The following is a 24,649-nucleotide window of genomic DNA, read 5'->3' as shown; positions in this document are numbered from 1 at the left end:
GTCTGACCGGACGGTTTCCAGACGGTTTAGCGTTTGTCTAACAGTTGTGCATGTGCCGCGGCCAGCCGCGCAACCGGGATTCTCGGTGCCGAGCAAGATACGTAGTTCAAGCCCAAGCTGTGCACGAATTGGATGGATTTCGGATGGCCGCCGTGTTCGCCGCAAATGCCCACCTTCAAATCCGGACGGGTTTTACGTCCCCATTCGACGGCCATTTTCATCAGTTTGCCCAAGCCTTGAATATCCAAGGTTTCAAATGGATTGTCCTGTAGCAAGCCGGATTCTTCGTAGAGAGGCAAAAATTTATTTTCGGCGTCTTCACGCGAGAACGAAAAGGTCGCTTGAGTGAGGTCATTCGTGCCGAATGAGAAGAAATTGGCTATTTCCGCCAGATGTTCAGCCCGGGTGCAGGCGCGCACGGTTTCGATCATGGTACCGAATTTGAAGTTAAGCTTGATTTTATATTGCGCTTCGACCTCGGTTTGGATTTCGTCGACGTATTGCTTGACTTTTTTTAGCTCCTGCAGCGTGATGACTTGAGGCACCATAATCTCCGGTTCTACCGGGATGCGTTGTTTCACGCAACGGGCGGCGGCTTCCAAAATCGAGCGGATTTGCATTTTGTAAATTTCGGGATAGCTCATGCCCAAGCGCACCCCGCGATGGCCCAGCATGGGGTTGACTTCGAACAGCTCCAATACCTTGTCGAGCATCATTTCCTTCTTGGCGATGGCTTCCAGGATAATCTCTTCATTCAGTTGGTCGAACGGAGGCGGTAGTTCGGCATGGCCGTGGATGGTTTCCAGAGTGACCCTTTGTCCTTTGACGATAGTCAGATAGTGTTTGAGCGCATCGATTTCCTCCAGCAACTGGTGTTCGTTAGGCAGGAATTCGTGCATCGGCGGGTCGAGCAGGCGGACGGTCACCGGGTGCGGCGACATGGCTTCGAACAGCTGCTCGAAATCGTCCCGTTGAATTGGGAATAGTTTGGCCAATGCCAATTCGCGCTCTTCGGTGTTATGCGCCAAAATCATGTCGATGACCAGCGGCAAACGCTCTACCGCATTGAACATACGCTCGGTGCGGCATAAACCTATGCCTTTCGCGCCGTACTCAGCCGCCAACCGGGCCATTTCGGGGGTGTCGGCATTGGCGTGTACGCGCAGGCGGGCATTATCGTCGGCCCATTTCAACAAGGTTTTTAATTCCGGCGAGAACGACGGCTTGATCGTGGGGATGCGGCCTAGATAAATGTCGCCGGTGCCGCCGTCGATGGTGATCGTATCGCCTTCTTTGATGTGAATATCGCCGACGATAGCCATATGCGCCCGCACATCGATCTTGATGTCTTCCGCGCCGGCGACGCAGGCTTTGCCCATGCCGCGCGCAACGACGGCGGCATGCGAAGTTTTACCGCCGCGGCTGGTCAAAATGCCTTGGGCGGCGAAAAAGCCGTGTATGTCTTCCGGCTTGGTTTCTTCGCGCAACAGGATGATTTCTTCCCCAAGCCGTCCCATGCGTTCCGCGGTATCCGCATCGAACACGCATTTTCCGCAGGCGGCACCCGGCGATGCGGGTAAGCCTTGCGCCAAGCGTTTTTGGCCGTGATCGGGCGCCAATTGCGGATGCAGCAATTGCTCCAATAATTCCGGATCGATGCGCAACAGTGCCCGTTCTATGTTGATTAAACCTTCGTTGAACAGATCGACCGAGGTTTTGACCATGGCCGTCGCGTTCATTTTTCCGTTGCGAGTTTGCAAACAGTACAATATGCCGCGTTCTATCGTGTATTCGTAATCTTGCACTTCCTGATAATGCGCTTCCAATTTGTTGCGCAATTCGACTAGCTGGCGGTACTGATCGGGCATTTCCTTTGCCATCTCGTGCACCGGTTTCGGCGTGCGAATCCCGGCGACCACATCTTCGCCTTGGGCATTGACCAAATATTCGCCGTACATTTCGTTCTCGCCCGTCCCCGGATTGCGGGTGAAGCCTACGCCGGTGGCGCAATCGTCCCCCATGTTGCCGAATACCATGGTGACGATATTGACCGCGGTACCGTTGGCAATTTCGGGAGTGATATGGAATTCCCGGCGGTAATCGACCGCACGTTTACCCAGCCACGAATTGAATACGGCTTTAATGGCGATTTCCAGTTGCTCGTAAACGTCTTCAGGGAAAGGGCGGCCGGTCTCGTCCAGGACGACTTGCAGGAAAAGGTCGCTGATTTCTTGCAATTGATCGGCGCTTAGCGCGACATCATGCTTGATGCCGGCGTTGCGCTTGACTGACTCGAAATGCACGTCGAATTTTTCGTCGTCTATACCTAACGCGACTTTTCCGAAAAGTTGAATGAAACGCCGATACGCGTCGTAAACGAAACGGGGATCGCCGGTCATTTCGATCATTGCGGTTAAGGTTTGCTTGTTGAGTCCTAAGTTTAGAATGGTGTCCATCATGCCCGGCATCGAAATCGCGGAACCTGAACGCACCGATACCAACAGCGGTTCGTTGGCGCCGCCGAAATGTTTGCCTGTGGCTTGCTCGATCTGAGCAATCTGCCAGCGCACCTCGTCCATTAAATCGGCCGGTAGTTGTTTATGTTCCAGATATTGCAGGCAGGTGCTGGTGGTAATTACAAATCCGGGCGGTACGTTAAGCCCCATTTGTGTCATCTCGCACAGATTAGCTCCCTTGCCTCCTAATAAAGCTTTGTTTTTGCCGTCGCCCTTGTCGAATGAGAAGCTGTATTTCGGATTCATCGTTTACCTTCCGGAGTGGTGAGAATAGTTAATGATTATAGACTCGCAGGGATGCGTTTTTGGAATTAGTTTTTGAGTTAGCGCCAAAACAAAAGGGACGGCCGGTTTTTTAGCGGAATCGACTTTGCTGTTAACGGTTCGTTGCGGATTTATTTCGGATTGCGCAGATTACCTTTGACTATAAACCATATCGAACGTACGTTCGATTCCGGTTTGTTTAATAACAAAGTAATGACGATTTCTTCCATGCCGGCTATCAGACAGAGCAGCGCCGCTAGTCGAAACGGCCAAACCGGGCCGCCGAAAAACAGGATGTATAAAGACAGGCCCATGGACGCGGCTGCCAATTTGACTGTCCATGTATGGTAACTTGTAAACGTTCCGAACTTGGCAAACCCGGCAATCGCGGACAACAACAGGCTGCCGACGATGATCAAAACATAAATCAGCTCCCGCCGCACCACATTCGGCCATAACCACCAGCAGCAAACGGTGACGGTTAGATACGTAATGACGTCGGCATAGCTGTCCAGCGTGGCGCCGAACTGCGACACTTGACCTGTCCAGCGCGCGGCCATGCCGTCCAACAGATCGCTTAAAAATACCAATGCCAATAAGACCATGAATCCTAATGCATAACCATGCCAGGCTAGCCACAAGAGTCCCGGCGCGGCGGCGAAACGGAAGCCCGTCAGCAGATTGGGGAGGGTAAGTCTGGGTTCGGGCCGGCTTGCGTTCATAGTGCAAACGATGCCGCCAGCGGGGCGTGGTCGGATAAAACATGCCAAGGCGCGTGAGTTAGACGTTCGCAAGACAACGGTGTGAGGCCGCGATAATAAATTCTGTCCATGGCTAAGAACGGCATCCACGCCGGAAAGGTGCGGGCATGCGAGCCGTGGGTCGATCGAAACACCTCTCGCAAGCGCAAATGATCGTGGAAATCGTGCTCGGCTTTCTCTTGCCAGTCGTTGAAATCGCCGGCCACGACCAGAGGAGCCTGGTCTGGGATAGTGTTGTCGATACGCTGGCAAAGACAGGAAATTTGGCGGCGGCGTTCTGAGCCTGTCAAACCGAGATGGACGCAGACGATATGTACGTCGCGATCATGCTGCGGCAGGCGGATGACACCATGCAACAAGCTGCGGCTGGCCCAGCTGAACGGCGAAACATTGATGTTATCCCAGGTCACGAACGGGTATTTACTCAAAATGGCATTGCCGTGATGGCCCGCATCGTATATCGCGTTCTTGCCGTAGGCATAATAAGGCCATACGCCTTCGGCTATAAATTCGGTTTGAGAGGTTGCCGGCCAGTTCCTGACTTTTTTCTGCCTATGGGCGTGTTCGCCTTGCGTCTCTTGCAAAAACAGCAAATCGGCGTCCGTTTCTATTAGAGCTTCTCTCATTTGATGAAGCACGAAGCGCCGGTTACCCATGTCGAAGCCTTTATGAATGTTGTAGGTGAGTACCCGAAATACTTTTCGATTCATCTGATTTTCGTTGGTTTAAGGCCGTTGGATTTCTTAATACGGGCGCTTGCGTATATGCCATTTATACAACAAAGGCGAGCCAATTTCTTCCAATAAGAAAAACAGGGCGACGCTTAAAAAGATGTCAAGCATACTCAAATGTAACGCGTCCCTCAGTAGCCATAACGGTATCAGAGATTCCGGCAGCCTATCGAATATTCTAGCCCGGCTACTCTCGGTTTTGCCCATGCGCCGCTTGCAAAAACTGGCCGACAAATCTCCGGCCATCGACCAAATGGAAAATTTAATTCCGAGTATCGGCGGCCAATCCAACAAACAGGCAAGGGCTGTCGTTGCCGTAAGCGAAGCAAATAACCCGCGCCAAGTTTTTGCTTTTCCGAACAAGGGTTGCCGGTCGGCTAGCCTCAGTCCGCCGTCGATTGGCCAGGCGAAACGATTACGTAATAATTTGCGGGCCAATATCGGCGCGCCGTTTGCGCAAATTAACAAAATTAGTGCAAGTGAAATGCAGGAAAAGCATTTCTCCATTGGAACCTCGTATGGATAAAGGCGGGATATTTTCATCCCTATGTCGTTATTTGTCAGTCTAAATGTTTTTAAAAAGGCCATTACACCGCTTCGCTAAAAAGCACCGTTCGTCGTCTTGAATCCGGCGGCGTTGTCATGCAATTTTAAAAAAGCCTTCACATTATTGTCATATGGCACTCGTAAGCTGGCCGCTATAAAGAACGAAAAAAGGGTTTTCCGAGATGGTTACATTCGGTGCGGTAAGAGGAGGGGAGTATGACAAAGTTAATGTATTCAATTCATCAATTCGACGTCCGAATTTTCCTTGGTCTCAATAGCCGCGAAATACATGCCGGCTTGATCAATTTTTGTCGATTACTTTCTCGAAGCGGCGACGGTGTCTTATATGTCATATTGGCCGCATGGCTATATAAAAATCATGGCATCGCAGCTCCGTTATTACAAGCAATGCTATTGGCTTTTGCGATGGAAAGACCCATCTATTTCCTGTTGAAAAACGGTTTCAAACGAAACCGGCCTCAGCAAGCCATTAAAGACTTCCGCAGTGTTATCACGCCTTCCGACCAATTTAGTTTTCCATCGGGCCACACTTCGGCGGCTTTCATGATGGCGACGCTGACTAGTTATTTTTACCCCGTGTTATCGGTTGTCCTTTATTTTTGGGCGGTGGCAGTCGGCTTCTCCCGTGTCCTACTCGGCGTACATTTTCCTAGCGATACTCTAATGGGTATGGTTTTGGGAATCGCTATTGCATTTTTTAGTCTCAACTGTATTTTATGATGAAAATTTTTTACGGTGTACAAGGCACCGGTAACGGCCATATCACGCGTGCCCGGGTGATGGCGCGCGAACTCTACGCGGCGGGTTTCGATGTGACTTTTCAATTTACCGGAAGACCGTTCGACAAATATTTCGATATGGAAATATTCAACGGGTACCAAACCCGGGAAGGATTGACGTTCAACACCAATAACGGCCAAGTCTCATATTTAAAAACCGTATTGCAAGCCAAACCGATTCGGTTCGTCCAGGATGTCAAAGCATTGGATTTGGCCGCATACGATCTGGTCATCAGCGATTTTGAACCGGTGACTGCTTGGGCAGCCAAAAAGCAGAAGAAAAAGGTCCTCGGCATCGGCCATCAATATGCATTCGGACATGCGATTCCGCGTAAAGGATCCGATCCCTTGGCGAATCAAGTGATGAAATATTTCGCGCCGGCCGATATAGGAGTGGGTCTGCATTGGCATCATTTCGGCCAACCGATTTTGCCGCCGATTATCGATACGCCGGATTTTCCACAGCAGGTGCGATCCGACAAAATAGTCGTTTATTTGCCGTTCGAAGATCCTAACGAAGTGATGCGGCATTTATGTCCATTTGAAAATTTCAATTTTTACCTCTATTCGCCGAATGTGGCGGTATCGAAATATCCCCATATCAAGTTCAAGGCATTATCCAGAGACGGGTTTCAGCAGGATTTGTACGATTGTGCGGGCATCATCAGTAATGCCGGCTTCGAATTGGCGAGCGAGTCCTTGCAATTAGGTAAAAAAATATTGGCCAAACCGCTGCATTCGCAGATGGAGCAAATCTCAAATGCGGCGGCTTTGGAACAGTTGGGTTACGGTCATACCATGTACGATCTGGATAGTGCCGTGATAGAAGATTGGTTGCACAACCCGCATTCCGTTCATGTAACCTATCCCAATGTCGCGAAGGTATTGGTTCAATGGCTGCAGGCCGGCATGCCGGAAATGGACAACGATTTTATCGAAAACGTCTGGGAAAAGGTTGAAGTGTTGCAGGTTAAGCATTAAGCGAAATGCCTAGCGTTGCACGCTGCTGTTGTCTGAAGGCGATATGAGCCTTTCCTGAGCCGGAAAGGCACATAATCTGCATTGGTGCGACGGTACTCTAGAAAAACTGCTAATGCTCGGCAGCCAAAGCGAGTTGGCTCGACGGATCGGCCGATATCCGCAACAGCGGCGAATCCGCCCCAAAACCTTGTAATTCGACTTCGATCCGGCGTTCGGGTGCGGCGACTAGAAAATCGGCAATGGTTTCCAGAATGTCCGGGTCGATGAACAAGGCCCGGCTGCCGTCAATGAGCAGGACACTATCGTCCTCGATAACCGCCAGATGCTTGCGTAACAAAGCTTTGTTTAAAAAAGACACATCCTTGTGCAACCTCAGCAGATAATGCGAACCGTGTTTGGTCAGCGTCATGGCCGAATGGAAATCGGACCACAACACGAAGAAAATTCCGCAAGCCATGCCGATTGCAATGCCTTCCAATAAGTCGGTAAACAAAATGGCGAATACGGTGATGGCGAACGGCGCGAACTGGCTGATGCCCTTGCGATAAAACTCGAAAAACATTATCGGCCGCGCCAATTTGTAGCCGGTTTGCAGCAGAATGGCCGCCAGACAAGCTAATGGAATCATGTTCAGGGCATGGGCAAAGAACACCACACTGACCACCAGCAAGACCCCATGAAAAAAACTCGATAGATGAGTTTGACCGCCGGCGTTGACGTTGGCCGCGCTCCGGACGATGACCGCGGTGATCGGTAATCCTCCCAACATGCCGCAGATGAAATTGCCTAGGCCTTGCGCCCTCAGTTCATGGTTGGTCGGCGTCACGCGTTTGTGGGGGTCGAGTTTATCGACGGCTTCCACGCTCAACAGGGTTTCCAGACTGGCAACGATAGCCAAGGTTATGGCGATGCTGTAGATTTTGGGGTTGCCGAGGGCGGTAAAGTCCGGCACCTGCAGTTGATGGGTAAAATTGCGGATGCTGCCTAGTTCGGGTAAGGAGACTAAATGCCTGATGCTCAAACTCCACTCGGGCGCGTATGCCAGCGCCCAGTGATTAAATGCGACTCCCCAGGCGACGGCCAATAGCGGTCCGGGGATAGTGCGCAACCAAGCATTTCGTTTGATCCAGTGGCTGTCCCAAATGACCAAAATCATCAGCGAAACCATGCTGATCAACGTGGCGCCCGGCGACACGCCGCGCAGCGATTGGGACATCTCGAAAAAACTGGAGCGGGCGGTTTCCTGCATGTAACTCTCGTCGCCGACGAAGCTGGCGTCGTAACCCGTCGCATGCGGAATTTGCTTGATGATCAAAATCATGCCGATCGCGGCCAGCATGCCTTTGATGACGGAAGCCGGGAAAAAAGCCGCAATCGAGCCGGCGCGAAAAACCCCTAGTAAAAACTGAAAAACGCCGGCAACCGTCAAACTCAATAAGAAGATATTGAAATCGCCCAGGGTTTCGATCGCGGCGAATACGATCACCGTTAAACCGGCGGCGGGGCCCGATACGCTGAGTTGCGAGCGGCTAAGCCAGGAGACGATCACGCCTCCGACGATACCGGAGATGATACCGGAAAAAAGCGGCGCGCCCGATGCCAAGGCAATCCCGAGACAAAGCGGCAATGCCACCAAAAAGACGACGATACTGGCAGAAAGATCCTGCCGTAAATGGCCAAGGTAATAACGAAGCTGTGTTTGCATGATGCCGCCCTCCGCAAGTCAGTGGAAACAAGCAACATTCCATCCGAGCCGACGGATTGCTGCTTTGGGCAAATAGTAGCGGATCGAAACTAAGTCGGCAAGCGCTAAATTCCGTTTTTCTTGATCATGGGTATCGTGAACTTGGGGGCCGGCTCTTTTGGCGCTGCAACATTTCTGTTGCCGCGACAGATCGCATTTCAACTATCGCGGCGTTTATTGGCAAAAAACCAGTCGGGCGGGCGGGTGAATGTTTTCCAATTCTGATGCCAAAACATCCTCATCCGGGCATGCGATTTTATTTCTTGCCGCCCTATAGTCCCGAACTGAATCGGATTGAATTGCTCTGGCATAAGATGAAATATGAATGGCTACCTTTCAAAACATTTACGCCGGACGAACTTGAGCAAGCCATTGACGAAATTGGTCATGGGTTTGGCTCACAATACACGTTAACTTTTTGCTAGGCGCTTATGTAAATGCGATGACGCTTGATCGGGACTGACAAACATGGTTTTTAATTGATACAACCGTTTTATCCAATTTCATTGAAGGTAGGGTTAAGTGATTTCACTAACAGAGGAGAGCAAAAACTCAGATAGCGTATGTTAAGGACGACGGGAGATTATCGCGCAAGGTTCTGCGGGTATCTGACGGGCGCAATTCGCTTTGGTTGACTCGACTCGCTTATCGTTAAATCCGGTCGTCGTGCTGAATTTCGGCTTGGTTTTTATGATACCAATAGTTCATCATCGGCAAAAACCAGAACGAACAGGCAAAGCGGTCTTCTTTGTACAAGCTTTTTAACGATGCGGATATCTGTTCGATGGATTCCTCGTCGGCGACCGCCATGATCAAGTAATTGACTTTGTGTTGAGGTTTGAACAATCCGGCGACCGAGGCAAGCATATTGGGCTCCATATCTTCGCCGGGGTGGTAGCTGGGTACGCAATCAACCTGTCGAACGGTACAGTCGAGCACCTGTGATAGGGCCAAGGCCTCCAACACCTTGTTCAAAAATTCTATTTCGTGCAGATTGACCACAAGCATTACTTTGTTCATTGCTTACCCCTCATTTTATCCATGCCACCGACTTCTCCGGCTCGCGTCAAGGCATGACGAGCCAGTATCGGGCCAAGTATTTCCGTCACCAGTGTGGTGCCGAGCAACACGTTGACAACTGTTAGGGCAAGTGCTTCGCCGGACGGCCCTAACGGGGTAAACTCCGCGGCAACCACCAATGATAGACCGATTGCTATACCGACTTGTGATAATAGCCCATACCCTACGTTACCGCGCACTTCGGCCGTAGCTCTGCCGATCCAAGCACCTAGCCACGCTCCGCCGAGCTTGCCGATGAAACGTGCCAGCAAATACACCACGCCTAACCAGCCCAGGGTGGGTAGTAAATCCGCGCGCAAATGCGCACCGGCAAGGACGAAGAACCCGATCAGAATGGGGGCGGCAAGCGAAGGAATCAGCTCTCCCACGATGTTGCTGGCGAAAGGAGCGATATTGGCCATCAGTGCGCCGAAAGTCATGGCCGCCAATAGGGAGGACAAATGAAACTGATCGCAGATTCCTTCAATTAAGATTAACGCACCCACGGTTATCGACAGGACTCTCTCCCTCGACCTGCCCCGGCGAAGAAGGATGCCGAGTGTGGCGCCCACCAGAGCACCGACGGCGAACGAACCGCCTATCTCGTTTCCCGCCGAAGTTAAAACGTGAGCCAGATTCGGTGTGCTGGCGCCTGCCAGCATTGCTTTGGCAGCGGCTGAGGCGGCGGCATACACGATTAAGGCAATGGCGTCGTCAATGCCAACCACAGCCAATAAAGTACTCGTCAACGGACCCGCCGCACGCGCCTCGCGGATAACCATCACTGTTGCGGCCGGAGCGGTTGCGGCTGCGATGGCGCCCAGAATCAGGGCCAATGCCGGGTCGTCGAACAATAGCCATACGCCAGCGGTCACGAGCGTCATGGCGCCGAGGGCCTCCAGCAAGACGATCGGAAACACCGCACGCCCGATTTGGCGTAGAGTGCGCCATTCCAACTCGATTCCTATGGTGAATGCAATGGCTCCCAAGGCGAGTTCGCCGATAACGTTTAGTTTGTTTAAGGCGGTATGCGAAATAAGGCCGGAGAACGACTCGCCGAGCAAAATGCCGATTACGACATAACCGGCTACGGATGGCACGCGTATCAAACCGAACAAACGGCCGGCGGCGACACCCAGAAGAATGACACCGCCTACAATTTCCAGGCCGTTGAATTCCACTATTATGTCCCCTCTTTCATCGATTGAATTCGGGACTACATATTACACGCTTTTAATTGCAGCTTCCCGTTGGATTGAGTCGTCGCCGATTCTTGAATTCGACCGGTAGATCGAATGCGCGATAATGGAGTCTTGCTCGCGGTTTAACCGATTGTCGGCCAATCGGTGTAACCGTTTTCGTCGCCTGAGTACCAGGTTTCCTTTGGCGCTTCCGTTAACTCGGCACCTGTTTTCAAGCGTTCTACCAAGTCCGGATTTGACAGGAAAGGGCGGCCGAAGCAAATCAAATCGGCATCGCCCCGGCCGCGTACTTCGGCGGCTAATTTCCGCGTGTAAAGATTATTCGCCATGTATGGGCCTTTGAACAGCGCGCGAAGCTGTTTTAAGTCGACATCGCTGGGAACAAAGCGGGACACCCGAGTCGATCCTTCGATGAAATGCAGGTAGGCTAGCTTAAATTGATTGAGCTGTTCGATCAGGTAGCCGTAGGTTGCCATCACCGTGCTGTCCAAAGGTGTATTGCCGGCGGCCGGCGTAACCGGGGAAAGACGTATGCCGACTCGGCTGCCGTCACCCCAGACCTCAGCGACGCTGCGGACGACTTCCAATACCAGTCGGGTGCGATTCTCGATGCTGCCGCCGTATTGGTCCGTACGATGATTGGTGCTATCGCGGATGAATTGTTCCAACAAATAGCAATTGGCCGAATGGATTTCCACGCCGTCGAATCCCGCTAGTTTGGCGCAGTGCGCGGCATGGCGGTATTGATCGATGATGCCGGGAATTTCCTCGGTTTCGAGCGCGCGTGGCGTTAACACCATCTGCATACCCAGTTCGGTGATCGTCTCACCTTCTGCGGCGATCGCCGAAGGGGCAGCCGGAATTTCCCCATCGGGTTGCAGCGACGGATGCGAATAACGGCCGGTATGCCATAGCTGGCAGATGATCTTGCCGTGTTTGGCGTGCACCGCCTTGGTCACCATTTGCCATCCATCGACTTGCGCGTCGGTGTAGATGCCCGGAGTAAAGGCATAACCGCGCGCTTGCGGCGAAATATTGGTTGCCTCGCTAATGATCAATCCGGCGCTAGCCCGCTGACCGTAATATTCCGCTTGCAACGGACCCGGAATGCCGTCGTGTTTGACGCGGCAGCGTGTCAATGGCGCCATGACAATACGGTTGGCCAGTTGCCAAGCGCCTATCGTTACCGGTTGGAACAAGTCTGTGTCGGTGATCGAGGTCATGGGTGTCGTTCCCTTATCGGAAATGTATATTTAGATCGGCAAATAGTTTAGTCCGCCAAATCCACTTTGATGAGAATTTTCAGTTGACTTTTTTGCGTCGAATAATTGAAGCCATGGTTTTCGGTTTGCGTTTGCCCGCCGACGCCTCCTATTTCGACCCACTGACCCAAATGAGTCCGCACCGTGGTCTGCATGCTTTGGGTCGAGATCCAATTATTGCTTAAAAAGCGGTCGGACCAAGGTGCGATATCGATCGTGACCTGATCGGACCCTTGCAAATGCGGGACGACGGCGAAGCCGGTGCCGGCTTCTTGAAATTGAGTGTTATACCCGACGCCGGGATACAGATAACCGTAATGGTAGTTTTGTACCGGTCTGACCTGGCCGACTTGTATATGCGCGGGTTGTCCTTCCAATGTGCGCAGTTGTTGCGCGGTGCGTTGGCTGGCGAACTCTCTAGTATCTGCGGCCATGCCATGCATTCGAATCGTGGAAGGCGAGGCGGCAATAGCCGCTTCGGCATTAAGTTGGTCGGCGGTTTGATTGCTGGTTTGCAGTACCGAAATCAATAAATTATGTGGACGAGTGTCTAGCCGGTCGATCAATTTTCGAATTTCTTCCAAACGTTCGGGACTGGCTTTGACGATTAAGTTGAAGCCGTCGCCGGTGGCGACTTCGTTCGCATCCAATAATGGAGCCAACAAAGGCTGAATTTCCGCGACGGGCCTGTTTTGCAGAGCGATTATTTCCGTGACCATGCTGTCGGCAACCGCTAGGTTCTGAAACAACATCAGACCGCAACCGGCAGTTAATCCGGCAAGCAAGCGACTAATCGCCCTGTATGTGATACGGCTAGGCCTTTTTTGCCGATGCGGTAGAGCCGACCCTTTTTCAAGCCGGCGTGTCGGATCACCCCGGCCGGATCGAGTCGAGGCATGATTTGAGGCGCGATCAGATTTCACGGTATAACGCCATATATTGTTTGGCGCTGTTTTCCCAGGAAAAGTCCTTGCTCATCGCATTGCGTTGCAGCTGCTCCCATAGCGGACGATTGGCGTGCAGCACCAGGCCGCGTTTGATCGTTTCCATTAGTGCGCCGGGACTGGCGTCCTTGAATGCAAAGCCTGTAGCCGTTCCGTTCTTGATGGTTTCCGGCAAGGCGTCCACGACCGTATCCGCCAAGCCGCCGGTTTTTCTGGCGATAGGCAAGGTTCCGTAACGTTGACTATACATTTGATTCAAGCCGCAAGGCTCAAAACGTGAAGGCATTAAGAACATGTCCGAGCCTGCTTCGATTTGATGGGCTAACTTTTCATCGTAGCCGATGTTGATCGATACTTTTTCCGGGTATAGACGGGCAAAATCCTGTAAACGGACTTGTATGCTTTTATCGCCGCTGCCCAATAAAGCGAATTGCAAGGGTAACGCAGTCATATCTTTTAAACAATTCAACACTAGGTCTATGCCTTTCTGATCAACCAGACGGCCGATCAAACCGAAAAGGGGAAGATCGGGGTCTACCGGTAAACCTAACCGCCTTTGCAAGGCTGTTTTATTTTTGGGCTTTTTGATAAGACTGTTCGCATCGTAATTTTGTGCGATTTGCTGATCCGTTTCCGGATTCCATACATTGGTATCGATCCCGTTGATGATGCCCGACAATATGCTTTGGCGGTGCGCCAACAAACCTTCAAGTCCGTAACCAAACTCAGGCGTTTGGATTTCCTGAGCATAAGTCGGACTGACCGTCGTGATCCGGTCGGAATAGCTTAAGCCGCCCTTGATGAAGGAAAGCATGCCGTGGTATTCCAGGCCATCCGGATGCCAGAGCTGGCCGGGAAGATTTAACAAGGTAAAGGCGTTGGCCGGAAAAACGCCTTGATAGGCCATATTATGAATGGTGAACACGGTCGCCGGTCTTTGCTCTTCCAAAGAGAGCAAAGCGGGCACCAGGCCTGTTTGCCAATCATTGCAATGCACCACGTCGGGTTTCCAGTCCAAATAAGCCCTGTCCATCGCAACTTCGGCAACGATGCGGCAAAACAGCGCAAACCGGTCACCGATATCAGGCCAGGGGTTGCCGTTGTCATCGGTATAAGGGTTGCCCGGATGGTCGAAGAACGGCGGATAATCGACCAGCCAAACGACGACATCGCTGTTGGGCAAATGGGTTTCCAACAGATTGACATCGCAGTTGTTGACACGCACCGTACATAGATAACGGCCGGTCTCGCAATTTTTGATGGCCTGATAATTGGGCATGATGATTCTTACGTCTTGACGCAATTTCGTCAGAGCCAGCGGTAAGCTGCCGGCGACGTCCGCTAAACCGCCGGTTTTGATCAAGGGGTGGGTCTCGCTACTGGCGAATAATATTTTTTTCATGATTCATTCTTTACATTTTTTAAGATTATCCCGGCCAATGGCGGCAGGGTTAAGGTAATGGAATGATTCAAATTCATCCAAGGCTGAGGCTCGGAATGGATCGAACTGTTGCCTACGTTGCTACCGTCGTAATAGGCTGAATCGGAATTCAAGATTTCTTGGTATTCCCCTTCCCGAGGTACGCCGATACGGTAGTTTTCGCGCACTACCGGGGTAAAATTCAATATGACTATCAGCTCTTCGTTCGCGGATTTGCGGCGATAGCTGATGATGGACTGCTGATAGTCGTGGCAGTCTATCCATTCGAAGCCGTGGTGATCGAAATCGAATTTATACAGTGCTGAATGCGTTTGGTAGAGTTTGTTCAGATCTTTCACCAGAGTTTGTACGCCGCGGTGGTGAGCGTAATCCAACACATACCAATCCAAGTCGCGGTTTACACTCCATTCGGTACCTTGACCGAATTCGCAGCCCATGAACAACAATTTTTTGCCGGGGTAGGTAAACATCATGGTGTAGAGCAGCCTTAGATTGGCGAAACGTTGCCATTCGTCGCCCGGCATCTTGTTCAGCATCGATTGCTTGCCGTGCACGACCTCGTCATGCGAGAACGGCAAAACAAAATTTTCGGTAAAAGCGTACAGCAAGCCGAACGTGAGTGAATCATGATGATAGGAACGGTGTATCGGTTGTTCCTGCATGTAATGGAGTATGTCGTGCATCCACCCCATATTCCACTTCATCGAGAAACCCAAGCCGCCGGTCCAAGTCGGACGGGTAACCTGCGGCCAGGAGGTAGACTCTTCCGCCATGATGATAGTGCCGGGATGCTGTTCGTGCGTGACGGCGTTCATGTGGCGCAGGAAGTCGATGGCTTCCAGGTTTTCGTTGCCGCCGTACATGTTCGGGATCCACTCGTTCGCGTCGCGCGAATAATCCAAGTACAGCATCGATGCGACCGCATCGACTCTGAGACCATCGAGATGGAATTCTTCCAGCCAGAAGAACGCGCTGGACAGCAGAAAGTTTTTCACTTCGTTACGGCTGTAGTTATAGATCAAAGTGCCCCAGTCCCGATGTTCGCCTTTCCGCGGGTCTTCGTGTTCGTACAGAGGGGTGCCGTCGAAGCGGCCCAGCGCGAAATTATCCTTCGGAAAGTGGGCGGGTACCCAGTCGAGTATGATGCCGATATTGTTCTGATGGCAAAGATCGACGAAGAATCGGAAATCGTCCGGCGTGCCGAATCGGCTGGTGGGGGCGAAGTAGCCTGTCGTCTGATAACCCCAAGACAAATCCAGTGGATGTTCGGTAATCGGTAAAAGCTCGATATGGGTAAAGCCCATCTCTTTCACATAATCGACTAACTGAACCGCCAGTTCGCGGTAATTCAAAAAATTGCCGCGGCTATCGCGATGCCAGGACCCAAGATGAACTTCGTATATCGACATCGGTTGATGCAACCAATCATGACGGGGGCGGCGTTCCATCCATTCCGTGTCGTTCCAGACGTAATTGTTTTCTTGGGTCACGATCGCAGCAGTTTGAGGGCGAACTTCAAATTGCTGTCCGTAAGGGTCGGTTTTTACGAAAATCTGTCCGGAGTGGGTGTTCCTTATTTCGAATTTGTATAGACAACCCTCTTTCAAGCCGGGAATAAAGATTTCCCAAATGCCGCAGCCACCCAAGTTGCGCATCGGATGGCAGCGTCCGTCCCAACGATTGAAGTCGCCGATCACGCTAACGCGCTCAGCATTCGGCGCCCAAACGGCAAAGTAAACGCCATCGATGCTGTCTATGGTTTTTAAATGAGAGCCCAGTTTTTGGTAAATATGCCAATGTCTGCCTTCGCCGAACAAATGTTGATCGAATTCGGGTAACACCGGCAAGAAAGTGTATGGGTCGCAGTCAAGATGCTCGTGCCCGTCCTTGTCGGTCCAGGCTAAGGAATAATGCTCCGTTGCGTCATCGTCTGTCGGATAAAATTCGAAAAAGTCCGTACCCGGAATACGTTGCATTAGCGGGCCTTTTTTACCGATGCGTACGGTTTCTGCGTAAGGCAAGAATGCTCTAATGACGGTTTTGCCGTCAACCGTATGGCGGCCTAATACGGAAAACGGGTCGTGATGTTTGGCTTCGATAATTCTTATCAGGTTAGAATCAAGCGTGTTTTGTTTGCTTGGCTTGTTCATTTTGCAACGCCTCAGTTATAGTTGGATTGTTTTTATTCGCTAGTAATTTTCAAGGACGATAGTTTTCCGGCATCAAAGTCATTTGAATTTTTACTTTTGCGTGAAGAGTAACGATAATGGCCTCACCCGGCAAGTAGAAGTCAAAACAAATCTGCCGACCCAGTTTGTCCTATTCAGTCTTCGGCAGTGAAAAAAGTTTAATTTGGAGATAAAAAACAATGACAGTCGCCAATTTTCAGCAGTCGCAAAGACGAATCAGCGAACTAACAAAAAACACCATTGCCTTAATATTGGCCGGCGGGCGAGGTTCCAGGCTTAAGCAGATGACCGACTGGCGCGCGAAGCCGGCGGTACCTTTTGGCGGCAAATTTCGTATTATCGATTTTCCATTGTCGAACTGCATCAACTCCGACATTCGTAAGATCGGGATTTTGACTCAATACAAAGCCGACTCCCTGATTCGGCATATTCAGCAAGGTTGGGGGTTTTTAAGAGGTGAGTTCGGAGAGTATGTGGATTTGATGCCGGCTCAGCAGCGTCATGCCGAACATGACTGGTACCAAGGGACGGCCGATGCCGTTTTTCAGAACATCGATATTTTGCGCGCGCGCAATCCGGAATTCGTGTTGGTGCTGGCGGGCGATCATATCTATAAAATGGATTATTCGGCGATGTTGGCGGATCATGTCGCCAACAAAGCCGATTTGACGATCGGTTGCATAGAAGTGCCGTTGGAAGACGCTAAAGCGTTTGGGGTGATGGATGTCGATGAAGAAAGGCGGGTTAGGGCTTTCGTCGAAAAACCGGAAAATCCGCCGCTGATGCCGGGCAGGGATAATACTGCGCTGGCTTCCATGGGTATATATGTATTCAACGCCGGATTCTTGTGGGAGCAACTGATCAAAGATGCGGATACCAAAGGCTCTCATCGCGATTTTGGTAAGGACATCATCCCCGCGGTCATCGATAAATATCGTGTTAATGCATACCCGTTCTTGGATTTGCAAAGCGGACAACAAAGTTACTGGCGCGATGTTGGGACTATCGACGCTTATTGGGCGGCCAATATGGAATTGATCGGCGTCAAGCCCGATCTGAATTTATACGATAACACCTGGCCGATCTGGACCTATCAGAGTCAAACACCGCCGGCCAAGTTTGTGTTCGACGACGACGATAGGCGCGGTCAGGCAATCGATTCCATGGTTTCGGGCGGTTGCGTAATCTCCGGATCGACTGTGCGTCACTCGTTATTATTTTCGCAGGTTAGGGTCAACTCCTATACGGAAGTGAACGACTCAGTCATTTTGCCTGAAGTGAACATTGCTCGTCATTGTCGTATTACTAAAGCCATCATCGAGAAGGCCTGCCAAATTCCCGAAGGAACCGTGATCGGGGAGGATAGAGCGGAGGACGAAAAACGCTTTTATGTCAGTGAAGGCGGGGTTGTTCTTGTGACTCCGGAAATGTTGGGTCAAAGACGGCACTATGTCAGATGAGACCTCGAAGCAGGCGTTGATGCACCAGACCGTATATAGCGCTAAGCAAGATAACTGTTTTTTAAGTATCCATGGGCTTATCTGCATGCGCTTAAAACTGCGTTAATATGGTATTGGAAGCCTTACCGAGATCGAGAGTCGTGCTGAGTTTTGCGCCGATACTTCTCTCGAATGGGTCGAAAATTATGCGAATCAAATCAAGGGAGGTGTTGAAACTTATCGCGATCTACGTTCCTTTTGGCGGCCTTAGCGGGGGCGGACATATCGGATGAACATGAGTATCGACTATCCTCGGAAGGGAGTATTAGTCAAGCTAACCACCTAACGCTGCTATCCGGCTCTGGATAAAAATGCGCCGTTGTTCGGCTTTTCGTTTACTCGAGGAGCGCCCATCGGCAATGAGCGGAGCGATGCGGCGAGCTAATTAATTTAATTTGATACAGAAATAATATGAGTGATCTCTTAAATAGTCGTCGTGCCGGGGTATTACTACACATCAGTTCGTTGCCCGGTAAGTATGAAATTGGCGATATGGGACAAGAGGCATTCAATTTTGTCAATTTTCTCAATGATGTTGGTGCAACCGTTTGGCAAACATTGCCTTTGGGCATGCCTCACGGGGATGGCTCTCCTTATCAATGCCTTTCGGCCCATGCGGGAAATCCTGCATTTATCAATATCGACTGGCTTTATCAAAAAGGTTGGGTGACGGAAGACGAGCAGTGCATCGACTGTAATCGTGGGCATGTGTTTTGGAAAAGTTGCGTCGTCAACAAGGCCTTTTATGGCTTTCAAGAGAAAGCGGATAAAGCCGACCAACAAGATTTCAAGAAATTTTGCCAGATTCACACGGCTTGGCTGGAGGATTTTGCATTATTTATTGCCTTACGTAACGTATTCGGACAAAAATGTTGGAATCAGTGGCCGGATGCGCTGAAACAACGGCAGCCGGTAGCGTTAAGAGAATCCAGGGAGCTATTGAAGGAAGTCATAACCGGAATTAAATTTGAACAATATGTCTTCTTTAAACAATGGCATGAATTAAAGGCTTACGCAGCACAGAAGGGTGTATTGTTATTCGGTGATATTCCCATCTTTGTGTCATACGACAGTGTGGACGTATGGGCTAATCGGGACGTATTCAAACTGGATAAAGCCGGGGAGATGGAAGTGGTAGCAGGCGTGCCTCCGGATTATTTTTCCGAATTCGGTCAACGGTGGGGAAATCCGCATTACGATTGGGAATACTTGCGTAAAACAAATTATCGCTGGTGGCTTGATCGCATCAAAAGCCAGTATGAAATGTTCGATATTTTACGTATCGACCATTTCCGCGGATTGGAGGCCGCCTGGGAAATTCCGGCAAATGAAGAAACGGCAATTAATGGTAGATGGGCAAAAGCGCCGGGCAATGAGTTGTTAAAAGCGATCGAAACTGAATTTCCCGGTTTAGCATTAGTCGCCGAAGACTTAGGGATTATTACTGAGGAAGTCGAAGCGTTGCGCGACGATTTCGGTTTGCCCGGAATGAAAATTCTTCAGTTTGCCTTTGACGGGAACCCCGACAATCCGTATTTGCCAATGAATTTTGACCATAATTGCATTGCCTATACGGGAACTCATGATAATGATACAACGCTAGGCTGGTTTGAAAGTTTAAGCGATCCCGAGAAGCAACGTGTTTATGATTATTTAGGATGGTCGAGTTTGCCTATGCCCGATGCGTTGGTGCATGCTGTATTGGGATCGGCGGCCAATCTGGCGGTGATTCCGATGCAAGACATCTTGCGGTTGGGGTCCGAACATAGGATGAATACCCCAGGCACGACTCAAGGGAATTGGCGCTGGCGTTTTGATTGGTCTCAGCTGACCGAAGAACATGCCGGACGGTTTGCGCATTTTGTCGGCATGTTCGGCCGGTATCTTTAATGTCGAGTGTTAATTAATCATCGTCATCCTTTTCTGCCGGCTGAGGCGGAATCGGTAATAAAGGGATACGATAGCTGCCAATGATGCTTTGAATTTCTTGCATGTTTTTATCAATCAGCTCGTTCAATTGTTTTTTGCGAGCGTCATCGCCGTGGCGAACGCCCATAGCAATGGAGAAGTCGAATTTCATGCCGGGCGAAGACTGCATCGGTATGGCGATGAAGCTGCCTGGCGGGTTTTGCGATTGCACATATGCGGCCATCGGACCCCACAAAATCACCATATCGATTACGCCGTTGCGTAAGTCTTTGTCTATTTGCATGGCGACGTTATGCTCGCTATCTCCGCTCATGCTTTGGTACGGGATGCCTTGATCCAGTAATCCGTTCTTCTGTAGCCAAGCCGTGCCGGGGCCGCGGTCGAACATAGCGATTTTTAGCGATTCTTGTCTTGTCAGCGGTAGCATGGCTAACTGAGAAGCCTCCGTAATGTCGTCCCAACCCCGGCCTTTGGCGATCAATAATACATAAGTCGAATGATAATAAGGCTTGGTTGTTTCAACCAGATCGTAACCTGCCGGAACGCCTATGACGACGTCGCATTTGTATCCTTCACCGTCGTCGTTTTCCGCTTTTAGCGTGTTGCGGATAAAGCCGATCCGAGCCGGCAACCAAGTGTACTCGACCTCTAGGCCTAATTGTTTGGCAAATAAAGCGGCAATTTTATTTTCATATCCGCTCAAGTCTTTGCTGGAATATGGCGGATTTAGAGGGTCGGCGCAGACTCTGAATTTGTCTTCGGCCTTTGTCGTAAAGCTTGAAATAGCTAGTCCGGCAATTAACAAGGCTTTGGTGGTGGTCAACAGCGTGTTCATCGCAAATTCCTCGGGCTTTGTTACATAAAAAAGCCTTGGCCGATTGCTCGACCAAGGCCTCGCGACATAAATCCAGCTATAAAACTGGATATTAGTCCGGCAGAGCGAACACGGTCAGTGTACCACCCAGTTTGGTGTAGGAGTTCAAGCTTCGGTAAGCACCTACAGCGCCCAAGCCTTCGGTGTTGGATGAGTCTTCGCCCGTATCCAGACCGGCAGCGATACCGATACCGGCCCAGCCGCCGATACCTGATAGAACGCCAACGTATTGTTTGCCGTTAAATTCCCAGGTGTTGACGTTGCCGATGATGCCGGATGGGGTTTTGAATTTGTACAATTCTTTACCGGTTTTAGCATCAACCGCTTTCAGATAGCCTTCCAATGTACCGTAGAATACGACGCCGCCGGCGGTGGCAACCGAGCCGGACCATACGGAGAATTGCTCTTTATTAGACCAGACGATTTTACCGGTTTTGGCGTCCCAAGCGGTGAATTGGCCCAGGTTGTTGGTACCGTCTTTTTTACCGGTCATGACGTCGGCGCCGGCCGGCATCATGTTCAGAGTCGCGCCCACGTAGGGTTGGCCTGCGGTGTAGCTAACTTCGAACGGTTCGTACTCCATGCACAAGTGGTTGCCTGAGATGTAGAACAGGCCGGTTTGTGGAGAGTATGAAACCGGCTGTTGGTTTTTTGCACCCAAAGCAGCGGGACAGGTACCGATGGTGTTGACGTCTTCACCATTGTGCTCGGTTGAGTACTCGGGTACGACTTGCGGACGGCCGGTTTTCATGTCGACGTGGGTCAGCCAGTTGACGGACTTGTCGAAAGTTTCTGCGACCAGTAATTCGCCGGTTTCGCGGTCCAGAGTGTAGCCTACGCCGTTACGGTCGAAATGCACGATGGTTTTGTGCATTTTGCCTTTGACTTCTTGGTCGACCAGAACGGTCTCGTTGATGCCGTCGTAGTCCCACTCGTCGTGCGGCGTCATTTGGTAAACCCATTTAACTTCGCCGGTGTCGGCATCGCGAGCCCACAAAGACATGGACCATTTGTTGTCGCCAGGACGTTGTACCGGGTTCCAGGTAGATGGGTTGCCTGAACCGTAATAGACCAGGTTCAGTTTAGGATCGTAAGAATACCAGCCCCAGGTGGTGCCGCCGCCGATTTTCCATTGGTCGCCTTGCCATGAAGCCAAGCTGGATTCCGCTTCCAAAGGTGTCACCTTACCGTCTTTCCATGTGGTGGTTTTACCCGGTTTGATTAGCGTGTCTTTGTCCGGACCCATGCTATAACCTTTCCACTCCAGATGACCGGTGCGGATGTTGTAAGCCGCCAGGAAACCGCGTACGCCGAACTCGCCGCCGGAAATACCGGTGATGACTTTGTCCTTAACAACCAGTGGCGCGTTGGTGTTAGTCATGCCCAATTTAGGGTCGCCGTTTTGCACGCTCCATACGCGTTTACCGGTTTTGGCGTCCAAAGCGGTCAATACGGTATCGGATTGTTGCAAGAAGATTTTGCCATCGCCGTAAGCCAGACCGCGGTTAACGGTGTCGCAGCACATGACGGGGATGGTGACGTCGGCGTCCATGGTTGGGGTGAATTCCCAGATCACTGATTGAGTTTTTTGATCAATCGCGTAAACGGTGTTCGGGAAAGGAGTATGGACATACAACACACCGTTGACAACCAGAGGTCCACCTTCGTGACCACGCAGAACGCCGGTCGAGAAAGTCCATGCCGGTTGCAGGTTTTTAACGTTTTGAGTGTTGATTTGAGACAGTTTGCTGTAGCGAGTACCGGCATAGTCACCACCCCAAGATGCCCAGTTTGCAGGGTCTTGAGTCAGTTTTTCCAGGTCGCTGTTCGCAGTTGATACAGTTGGTGCAGCAAGAATAGTCGCTATAGTCGAAGCAAGTAGCCAGTTTTTTACAGGCTTCATATGTTTCCTCCCGGTAATCTGCTGATAAGACAGAATACGTTTTTGTATGTTAAGACTAATATTAGTTTTAAAGCTTAATTTGGATGACTGTCTTGTGGGCTACCGGCAGGCGCCGAGCACAGTTGGATAGCCAAACCAGTTGCGTAAATTGAAGGATTTTTTCCTAAAAGTCAACCTGTAAAAGCTTTGAAAAGGTTTCTACAGTTAATAAGTTCAAGCTTGATAGGTGCTTATCAAAATTCGATGCGTCAAACCCATGAGCGTAAAAACACCTTTAGCGAACGGCGGTTTTATTTCTACAGCGATATTAGGCGTATTAATCCGTCTCTAATCGACTTGTTTTGCGGTGTATGGTGATAAATGAATTTTATGTGGCGCATAAACTGTAGTTTTACTAATAGGTTTGTTTTTTTAATCAATGCTACACTTTTGCTTGGAATTTGGGAGCAAATTTTATGCAGCTTGCGATTACAGTTTTGGGAGGCAAATCGGATGGGGTTGTTGCTGAATTGTTATCGGCGATCAACGTCTGTCGGTGTACTATTTTGGACTTTTGCGCCTCGAATCTGACCGAACTAACCTCTGTTTTCGTATTGATTGACGGCAATTGGAATCATCTGGCTAAGCTGGAAAACCTATTGGAGGCCCTGCGCAATCGTTTTGAGGTACAGATTACGTTTTTACGCCCGACCGAGTCGGAGAATGTGGCGAGTGCCGGCGAAGGCGTTCCGTACACGTTGGAAACCATTTCCACCGAAAACAAAGATTTACTATTAGCGGTGACATCTTTTTTATTGGAACGGGGCGTTTTGATTAGCGAAATCAACGCTAATTTACATCCGGCGGTACTGTTTAGTAACCAGATCTTTTCCACCCGTTTTACACTTTTAGTACCCCCCGATGTTCGTATTTTGTCGCTACGCGAGGAGTTTTTAGACTTTTGCGATAGTATGAATATCGATGCCATTTTGGAACCTATAAAACGCTGACCCTATGACAACGATAATGCTTGGAAACACCGTTCCCGAATTTCAATTACCGGCAACCGGGGAGAAAACCTTATCTCTCGCCGATTTCAAAGGTAAGAAAGTGATCTTGTATTTTTACCCCAAGGATAATACGCCGGGATGTACTCAAGAAGGTCTGGCCTTTCGCGATCAGATACAAGCATTCGATGCGTTGAATACAGCGATCGTGGGGGTGTCGCGCGATAGCGTTAAGGTGCACGAAGGTTTTAAATGTAAGCAGAATTTTCCGTTCGATCTGATTTCCGACCAAGAAGAAAAGCTTTGTCAGTTGTTCGACGTGATCAAAATGAAAAACATGTACGGTAAGCAAGTACGTGGTATTGAACGTAGTACGTTTTTAATCGACGAAAACGGCGTATTGGTTCACGAATGGCGAAAAGTCAAGGTAAAAAACCATGTCGACGAAGTATTGCAAGTTCTGAAGGAACTCTAAACCGAGACCGTTAGTTCGGTATGGTACGCTCCACGGTTTAGCGCCCGCAACAACGCTTGAATTTTTTGCCGCTTCCGCAAGAACATAAGGCGTTACGTCCTGTATGTGATGTGGTTGAGGCTTTTCCGGTGGCTTTGACGACACCGTCTAAATACAGCCATCGTTGCCCTTGTTTCACGAAGCGGCTGATTTCGTGCATGTAATAGTCTTCGCCGTCTTGCTTGAAGTAGGCTTTAAATTCAACCAGTCCTTTGCTGTCGTTCGCGCCGCCCTTTTTTACGTTTATGACTTCCAGCCTCTGCCATTCGGCGGTTTCCTTGGAGAAGTCTAGCTTGGTTGGGCGTTTTGCCGAATCCCAAGTAGACAACAAATAATCGGCATTTCTATCGGCATATGCGGTAAAACGGGAGCGCATCAGTTGTTCGGCCGTGATAGGCGTCTCGTCTGCATGATAGCGCGCACAGCAATCGGTACGGATTAGGCCGGAGCCGCAGATGCAGAAGTCTTTATTGGAATCTATGTTCGTCATAAGGTGCAATGTTA

General features: G+C 50.4%; 21 protein-coding genes. 8 read left to right on the top strand and 13 right to left on the bottom strand.

The genetic code is table 11. The annotated features are described in order from the left end of the window. Positions 1–26: 26 nt before the first annotated feature. From ppdK to ACW73I_RS12645, 3 genes are all read right to left on the bottom strand, one after another. A complete protein-coding gene (ppdK, locus tag ACW73I_RS12655; protein ID WP_458029742.1) occupies positions 27–2,762 on the bottom strand; it encodes a pyruvate, phosphate dikinase in 2,736 nt (911 codons plus the stop codon). Positions 2,763–2,911: 149 nt separating this feature from the next. Beyond that, positions 2,912–3,502 carry a CDP-alcohol phosphatidyltransferase family protein gene (locus ACW73I_RS12650; RefSeq protein ID WP_458029741.1) on the bottom strand — a complete coding sequence of 197 codons (591 nt, stop codon included), beginning with the start codon at positions 3,500–3,502 and terminating at the stop codon, positions 2,912–2,914. Next, complete coding sequence (locus ACW73I_RS12645; RefSeq protein ID WP_458029740.1) at positions 3,499–4,251, bottom strand: endonuclease/exonuclease/phosphatase family protein; 753 nt, start codon at positions 4,249–4,251, stop codon at positions 3,499–3,501. Before ACW73I_RS12645 ends, ACW73I_RS12650 begins: the two co-directional genes overlap by 4 nt. Positions 4,252–4,372: 121 nt before the next feature. Between ACW73I_RS12645 and ACW73I_RS12640 the strand changes: the two genes are divergently transcribed. The 3 genes from ACW73I_RS12640 (at position 4,373) to ACW73I_RS12630 (ending at position 6,599) form a co-directional block, all read left to right on the top strand. Next, positions 4,373–4,798 carry a hypothetical protein gene (locus tag ACW73I_RS12640; RefSeq protein WP_458029739.1) on the top strand — a complete coding sequence of 142 codons (426 nt, stop codon included), beginning with the start codon at positions 4,373–4,375 and terminating at the stop codon, positions 4,796–4,798. Between the two features lie 236 nt (positions 4,799–5,034). Further along, on the top strand, positions 5,035–5,559 hold the full coding sequence (locus ACW73I_RS12635) for a phosphatase PAP2 family protein (protein ID WP_458029738.1): 525 nt from the start codon (positions 5,035–5,037) through the stop codon (positions 5,557–5,559). After that, the gene (locus ACW73I_RS12630; RefSeq protein ID WP_458029804.1) at positions 5,559–6,599 is read left to right on the top strand and encodes an MJ1255/VC2487 family glycosyltransferase; all 1,041 of its coding nucleotides are present in this window, start codon (positions 5,559–5,561) and stop codon (positions 6,597–6,599) included. Before ACW73I_RS12635 ends, ACW73I_RS12630 begins: the two co-directional genes overlap by 1 nt. A 109-nt stretch (positions 6,600–6,708) precedes the next feature. Here the strand turns inward: ACW73I_RS12630 and ACW73I_RS12625 are convergent, their stop codons facing one another. Further along, positions 6,709–8,304, bottom strand: a complete 1,596-nt coding sequence (locus tag ACW73I_RS12625; protein WP_458029737.1) for a SulP family inorganic anion transporter — start codon at positions 8,302–8,304, stop codon at positions 6,709–6,711. A 56-nt stretch (positions 8,305–8,360) separates the two neighbouring features. On the opposite strand from ACW73I_RS12625, the gene ACW73I_RS12620 reads away from it, so the two are divergent. Then, on the top strand, positions 8,361–8,768 hold the full coding sequence (locus tag ACW73I_RS12620; protein WP_458029736.1) for a transposase: 408 nt from the start codon (positions 8,361–8,363) through the stop codon (positions 8,766–8,768). A 226-nt stretch (positions 8,769–8,994) separates the two neighbouring features. Here the strand turns inward: ACW73I_RS12620 and ACW73I_RS12615 are convergent, their stop codons facing one another. The 6 genes from ACW73I_RS12615 to glgB all read right to left on the bottom strand — a co-directional run bounded on the left by ACW73I_RS12615 (position 8,995) and on the right by glgB (position 16,401). Continuing rightward, complete coding sequence (locus ACW73I_RS12615; protein WP_458029735.1) at positions 8,995–9,363, bottom strand: hypothetical protein; 369 nt, start codon at positions 9,361–9,363, stop codon at positions 8,995–8,997. Further along, a complete protein-coding gene (locus ACW73I_RS12610) occupies positions 9,360–10,583 on the bottom strand; it encodes a cation:proton antiporter (RefSeq protein WP_458029734.1) in 1,224 nt (407 codons plus the stop codon). Before ACW73I_RS12610 ends, ACW73I_RS12615 begins: the two co-directional genes overlap by 4 nt. A 143-nt stretch (positions 10,584–10,726) precedes the next feature. After that, complete coding sequence (locus ACW73I_RS12605) at positions 10,727–11,827, bottom strand: alkene reductase (RefSeq protein WP_458029733.1); 1,101 nt, start codon at positions 11,825–11,827, stop codon at positions 10,727–10,729. A 47-nt stretch (positions 11,828–11,874) separates the two neighbouring features. Next, complete coding sequence (locus ACW73I_RS12600) at positions 11,875–12,618, bottom strand: type II and III secretion system protein (protein ID WP_458029732.1); 744 nt, start codon at positions 12,616–12,618, stop codon at positions 11,875–11,877. A gap of 160 nt (positions 12,619–12,778) precedes the next feature. Beyond that, a complete protein-coding gene (gene glgA, locus ACW73I_RS12595) occupies positions 12,779–14,212 on the bottom strand; it encodes a glycogen synthase GlgA (RefSeq protein ID WP_458029731.1) in 1,434 nt (477 codons plus the stop codon). Next, positions 14,209–16,401: a 1,4-alpha-glucan branching protein GlgB gene (glgB, locus tag ACW73I_RS12590; protein WP_458029730.1), complete on the bottom strand. Its 2,193-nt coding sequence runs from the start codon at positions 16,399–16,401 to the stop codon at positions 14,209–14,211. The genes glgA and glgB overlap by 4 nt, the downstream gene beginning before the upstream one ends. Before the next feature lie 218 nt (positions 16,402–16,619). On the opposite strand from glgB, the gene glgC reads away from it, so the two are divergent. After that, positions 16,620–17,900 (top strand): glucose-1-phosphate adenylyltransferase, encoded by a 1,281-nt coding sequence (glgC, locus tag ACW73I_RS12585; RefSeq protein WP_458029729.1) that lies wholly within the window; start codon positions 16,620–16,622, stop codon positions 17,898–17,900. 450 nt (positions 17,901–18,350) lie between these two features. Beyond that, positions 18,351–19,829, top strand: a complete 1,479-nt coding sequence (gene malQ / locus ACW73I_RS12580; RefSeq protein ID WP_458029728.1) for a 4-alpha-glucanotransferase — start codon at positions 18,351–18,353, stop codon at positions 19,827–19,829. A 13-nt stretch (positions 19,830–19,842) separates the two neighbouring features. Here the strand turns inward: malQ and ACW73I_RS12575 are convergent, their stop codons facing one another. Next, entirely contained in the window at positions 19,843–20,703 is an 861-nt protein-coding gene (locus ACW73I_RS12575; protein WP_458029727.1) for a quinoprotein dehydrogenase-associated putative ABC transporter substrate-binding protein, read from the bottom strand. A gap of 91 nt (positions 20,704–20,794) precedes the next feature. Continuing rightward, positions 20,795–22,645, bottom strand: a complete 1,851-nt coding sequence (locus ACW73I_RS12570) for a methanol/ethanol family PQQ-dependent dehydrogenase (RefSeq protein ID WP_458029726.1) — start codon at positions 22,643–22,645, stop codon at positions 20,795–20,797. 455 nt (positions 22,646–23,100) lie between these two features. Between ACW73I_RS12570 and ACW73I_RS12565 the strand changes: the two genes are divergently transcribed. Both ACW73I_RS12565 and ACW73I_RS12560 read left to right on the top strand, forming a co-directional pair. Next, positions 23,101–23,634 (top strand): glycine cleavage system protein R, encoded by a 534-nt coding sequence (locus ACW73I_RS12565; protein WP_458029725.1) that lies wholly within the window; start codon positions 23,101–23,103, stop codon positions 23,632–23,634. A gap of 4 nt (positions 23,635–23,638) precedes the next feature. Then, on the top strand, positions 23,639–24,106 hold the full coding sequence (locus ACW73I_RS12560) for a peroxiredoxin (protein ID WP_458029724.1): 468 nt from the start codon (positions 23,639–23,641) through the stop codon (positions 24,104–24,106). Positions 24,107–24,143: 37 nt separating this feature from the next. Here ACW73I_RS12560 and ACW73I_RS12555 read toward each other — a convergent pair whose 3' ends face one another. Beyond that, positions 24,144–24,635, bottom strand: coding sequence for a YchJ family protein (locus tag ACW73I_RS12555; RefSeq protein WP_458029723.1), 492 nt, complete (start codon positions 24,633–24,635; stop codon positions 24,144–24,146). Positions 24,636–24,649: the final 14 nt, after the last annotated feature.

The sequence above is a fragment of the Methylomonas sp. MgM2 genome (assembly GCF_054172045.1).
Note: the sequence above shows the minus strand (reverse complement) of the source record. Positions and strands in the feature narration are given on the sequence as shown.

Bases quoted from the DNA above. Each gene is read 5' to 3' on its own strand.
- ppdK (WP_458029742.1), bottom strand. From the start codon at position 2,762: ATGAATCCGAAATACAGCTTCTCATTCGACAAGGGCGACGGCAAAAAC.
- ACW73I_RS12650 (WP_458029741.1), bottom strand. From the start codon at position 3,502: ATGAACGCAAGCCGGCCCGAACCCAGACTTACCCTCCCCAATCTGCTG.
- ACW73I_RS12645 (WP_458029740.1), bottom strand. From the start codon at position 4,251: ATGAATCGAAAAGTATTTCGGGTACTCACCTACAACATTCATAAAGGC.
- ACW73I_RS12640 (WP_458029739.1), top strand. From the start codon at position 4,373: ATGTCAAGCATACTCAAATGTAACGCGTCCCTCAGTAGCCATAACGGT.
- ACW73I_RS12635 (WP_458029738.1), top strand. From the start codon at position 5,035: ATGACAAAGTTAATGTATTCAATTCATCAATTCGACGTCCGAATTTTC.
- ACW73I_RS12630 (WP_458029804.1), top strand. From the start codon at position 5,559: ATGAAAATTTTTTACGGTGTACAAGGCACCGGTAACGGCCATATCACG.
- ACW73I_RS12625 (WP_458029737.1), bottom strand. From the start codon at position 8,304: ATGCAAACACAGCTTCGTTATTACCTTGGCCATTTACGGCAGGATCTT.
- ACW73I_RS12615 (WP_458029735.1), bottom strand. From the start codon at position 9,363: ATGAACAAAGTAATGCTTGTGGTCAATCTGCACGAAATAGAATTTTTG.
- ACW73I_RS12605 (WP_458029733.1), bottom strand. From the start codon at position 11,827: ATGACCTCGATCACCGACACAGACTTGTTCCAACCGGTAACGATAGGC.
- ACW73I_RS12600 (WP_458029732.1), bottom strand. From the start codon at position 12,618: ATGTTGTTTCAGAACCTAGCGGTTGCCGACAGCATGGTCACGGAAATA.
- glgA (WP_458029731.1), bottom strand. From the start codon at position 14,212: ATGAAAAAAATATTATTCGCCAGTAGCGAGACCCACCCCTTGATCAAA.
- glgB (WP_458029730.1), bottom strand. From the start codon at position 16,401: ATGAACAAGCCAAGCAAACAAAACACGCTTGATTCTAACCTGATAAGA.
- glgC (WP_458029729.1), top strand. From the start codon at position 16,620: ATGACAGTCGCCAATTTTCAGCAGTCGCAAAGACGAATCAGCGAACTA.
- malQ (WP_458029728.1), top strand. From the start codon at position 18,351: ATGAGTGATCTCTTAAATAGTCGTCGTGCCGGGGTATTACTACACATC.
- ACW73I_RS12575 (WP_458029727.1), bottom strand. From the start codon at position 20,703: ATGAACACGCTGTTGACCACCACCAAAGCCTTGTTAATTGCCGGACTA.
- ACW73I_RS12570 (WP_458029726.1), bottom strand. From the start codon at position 22,645: ATGAAGCCTGTAAAAAACTGGCTACTTGCTTCGACTATAGCGACTATT.
- ACW73I_RS12565 (WP_458029725.1), top strand. From the start codon at position 23,101: ATGCAGCTTGCGATTACAGTTTTGGGAGGCAAATCGGATGGGGTTGTT.
- ACW73I_RS12560 (WP_458029724.1), top strand. From the start codon at position 23,639: ATGACAACGATAATGCTTGGAAACACCGTTCCCGAATTTCAATTACCG.
- ACW73I_RS12555 (WP_458029723.1), bottom strand. From the start codon at position 24,635: ATGACGAACATAGATTCCAATAAAGACTTCTGCATCTGCGGCTCCGGC.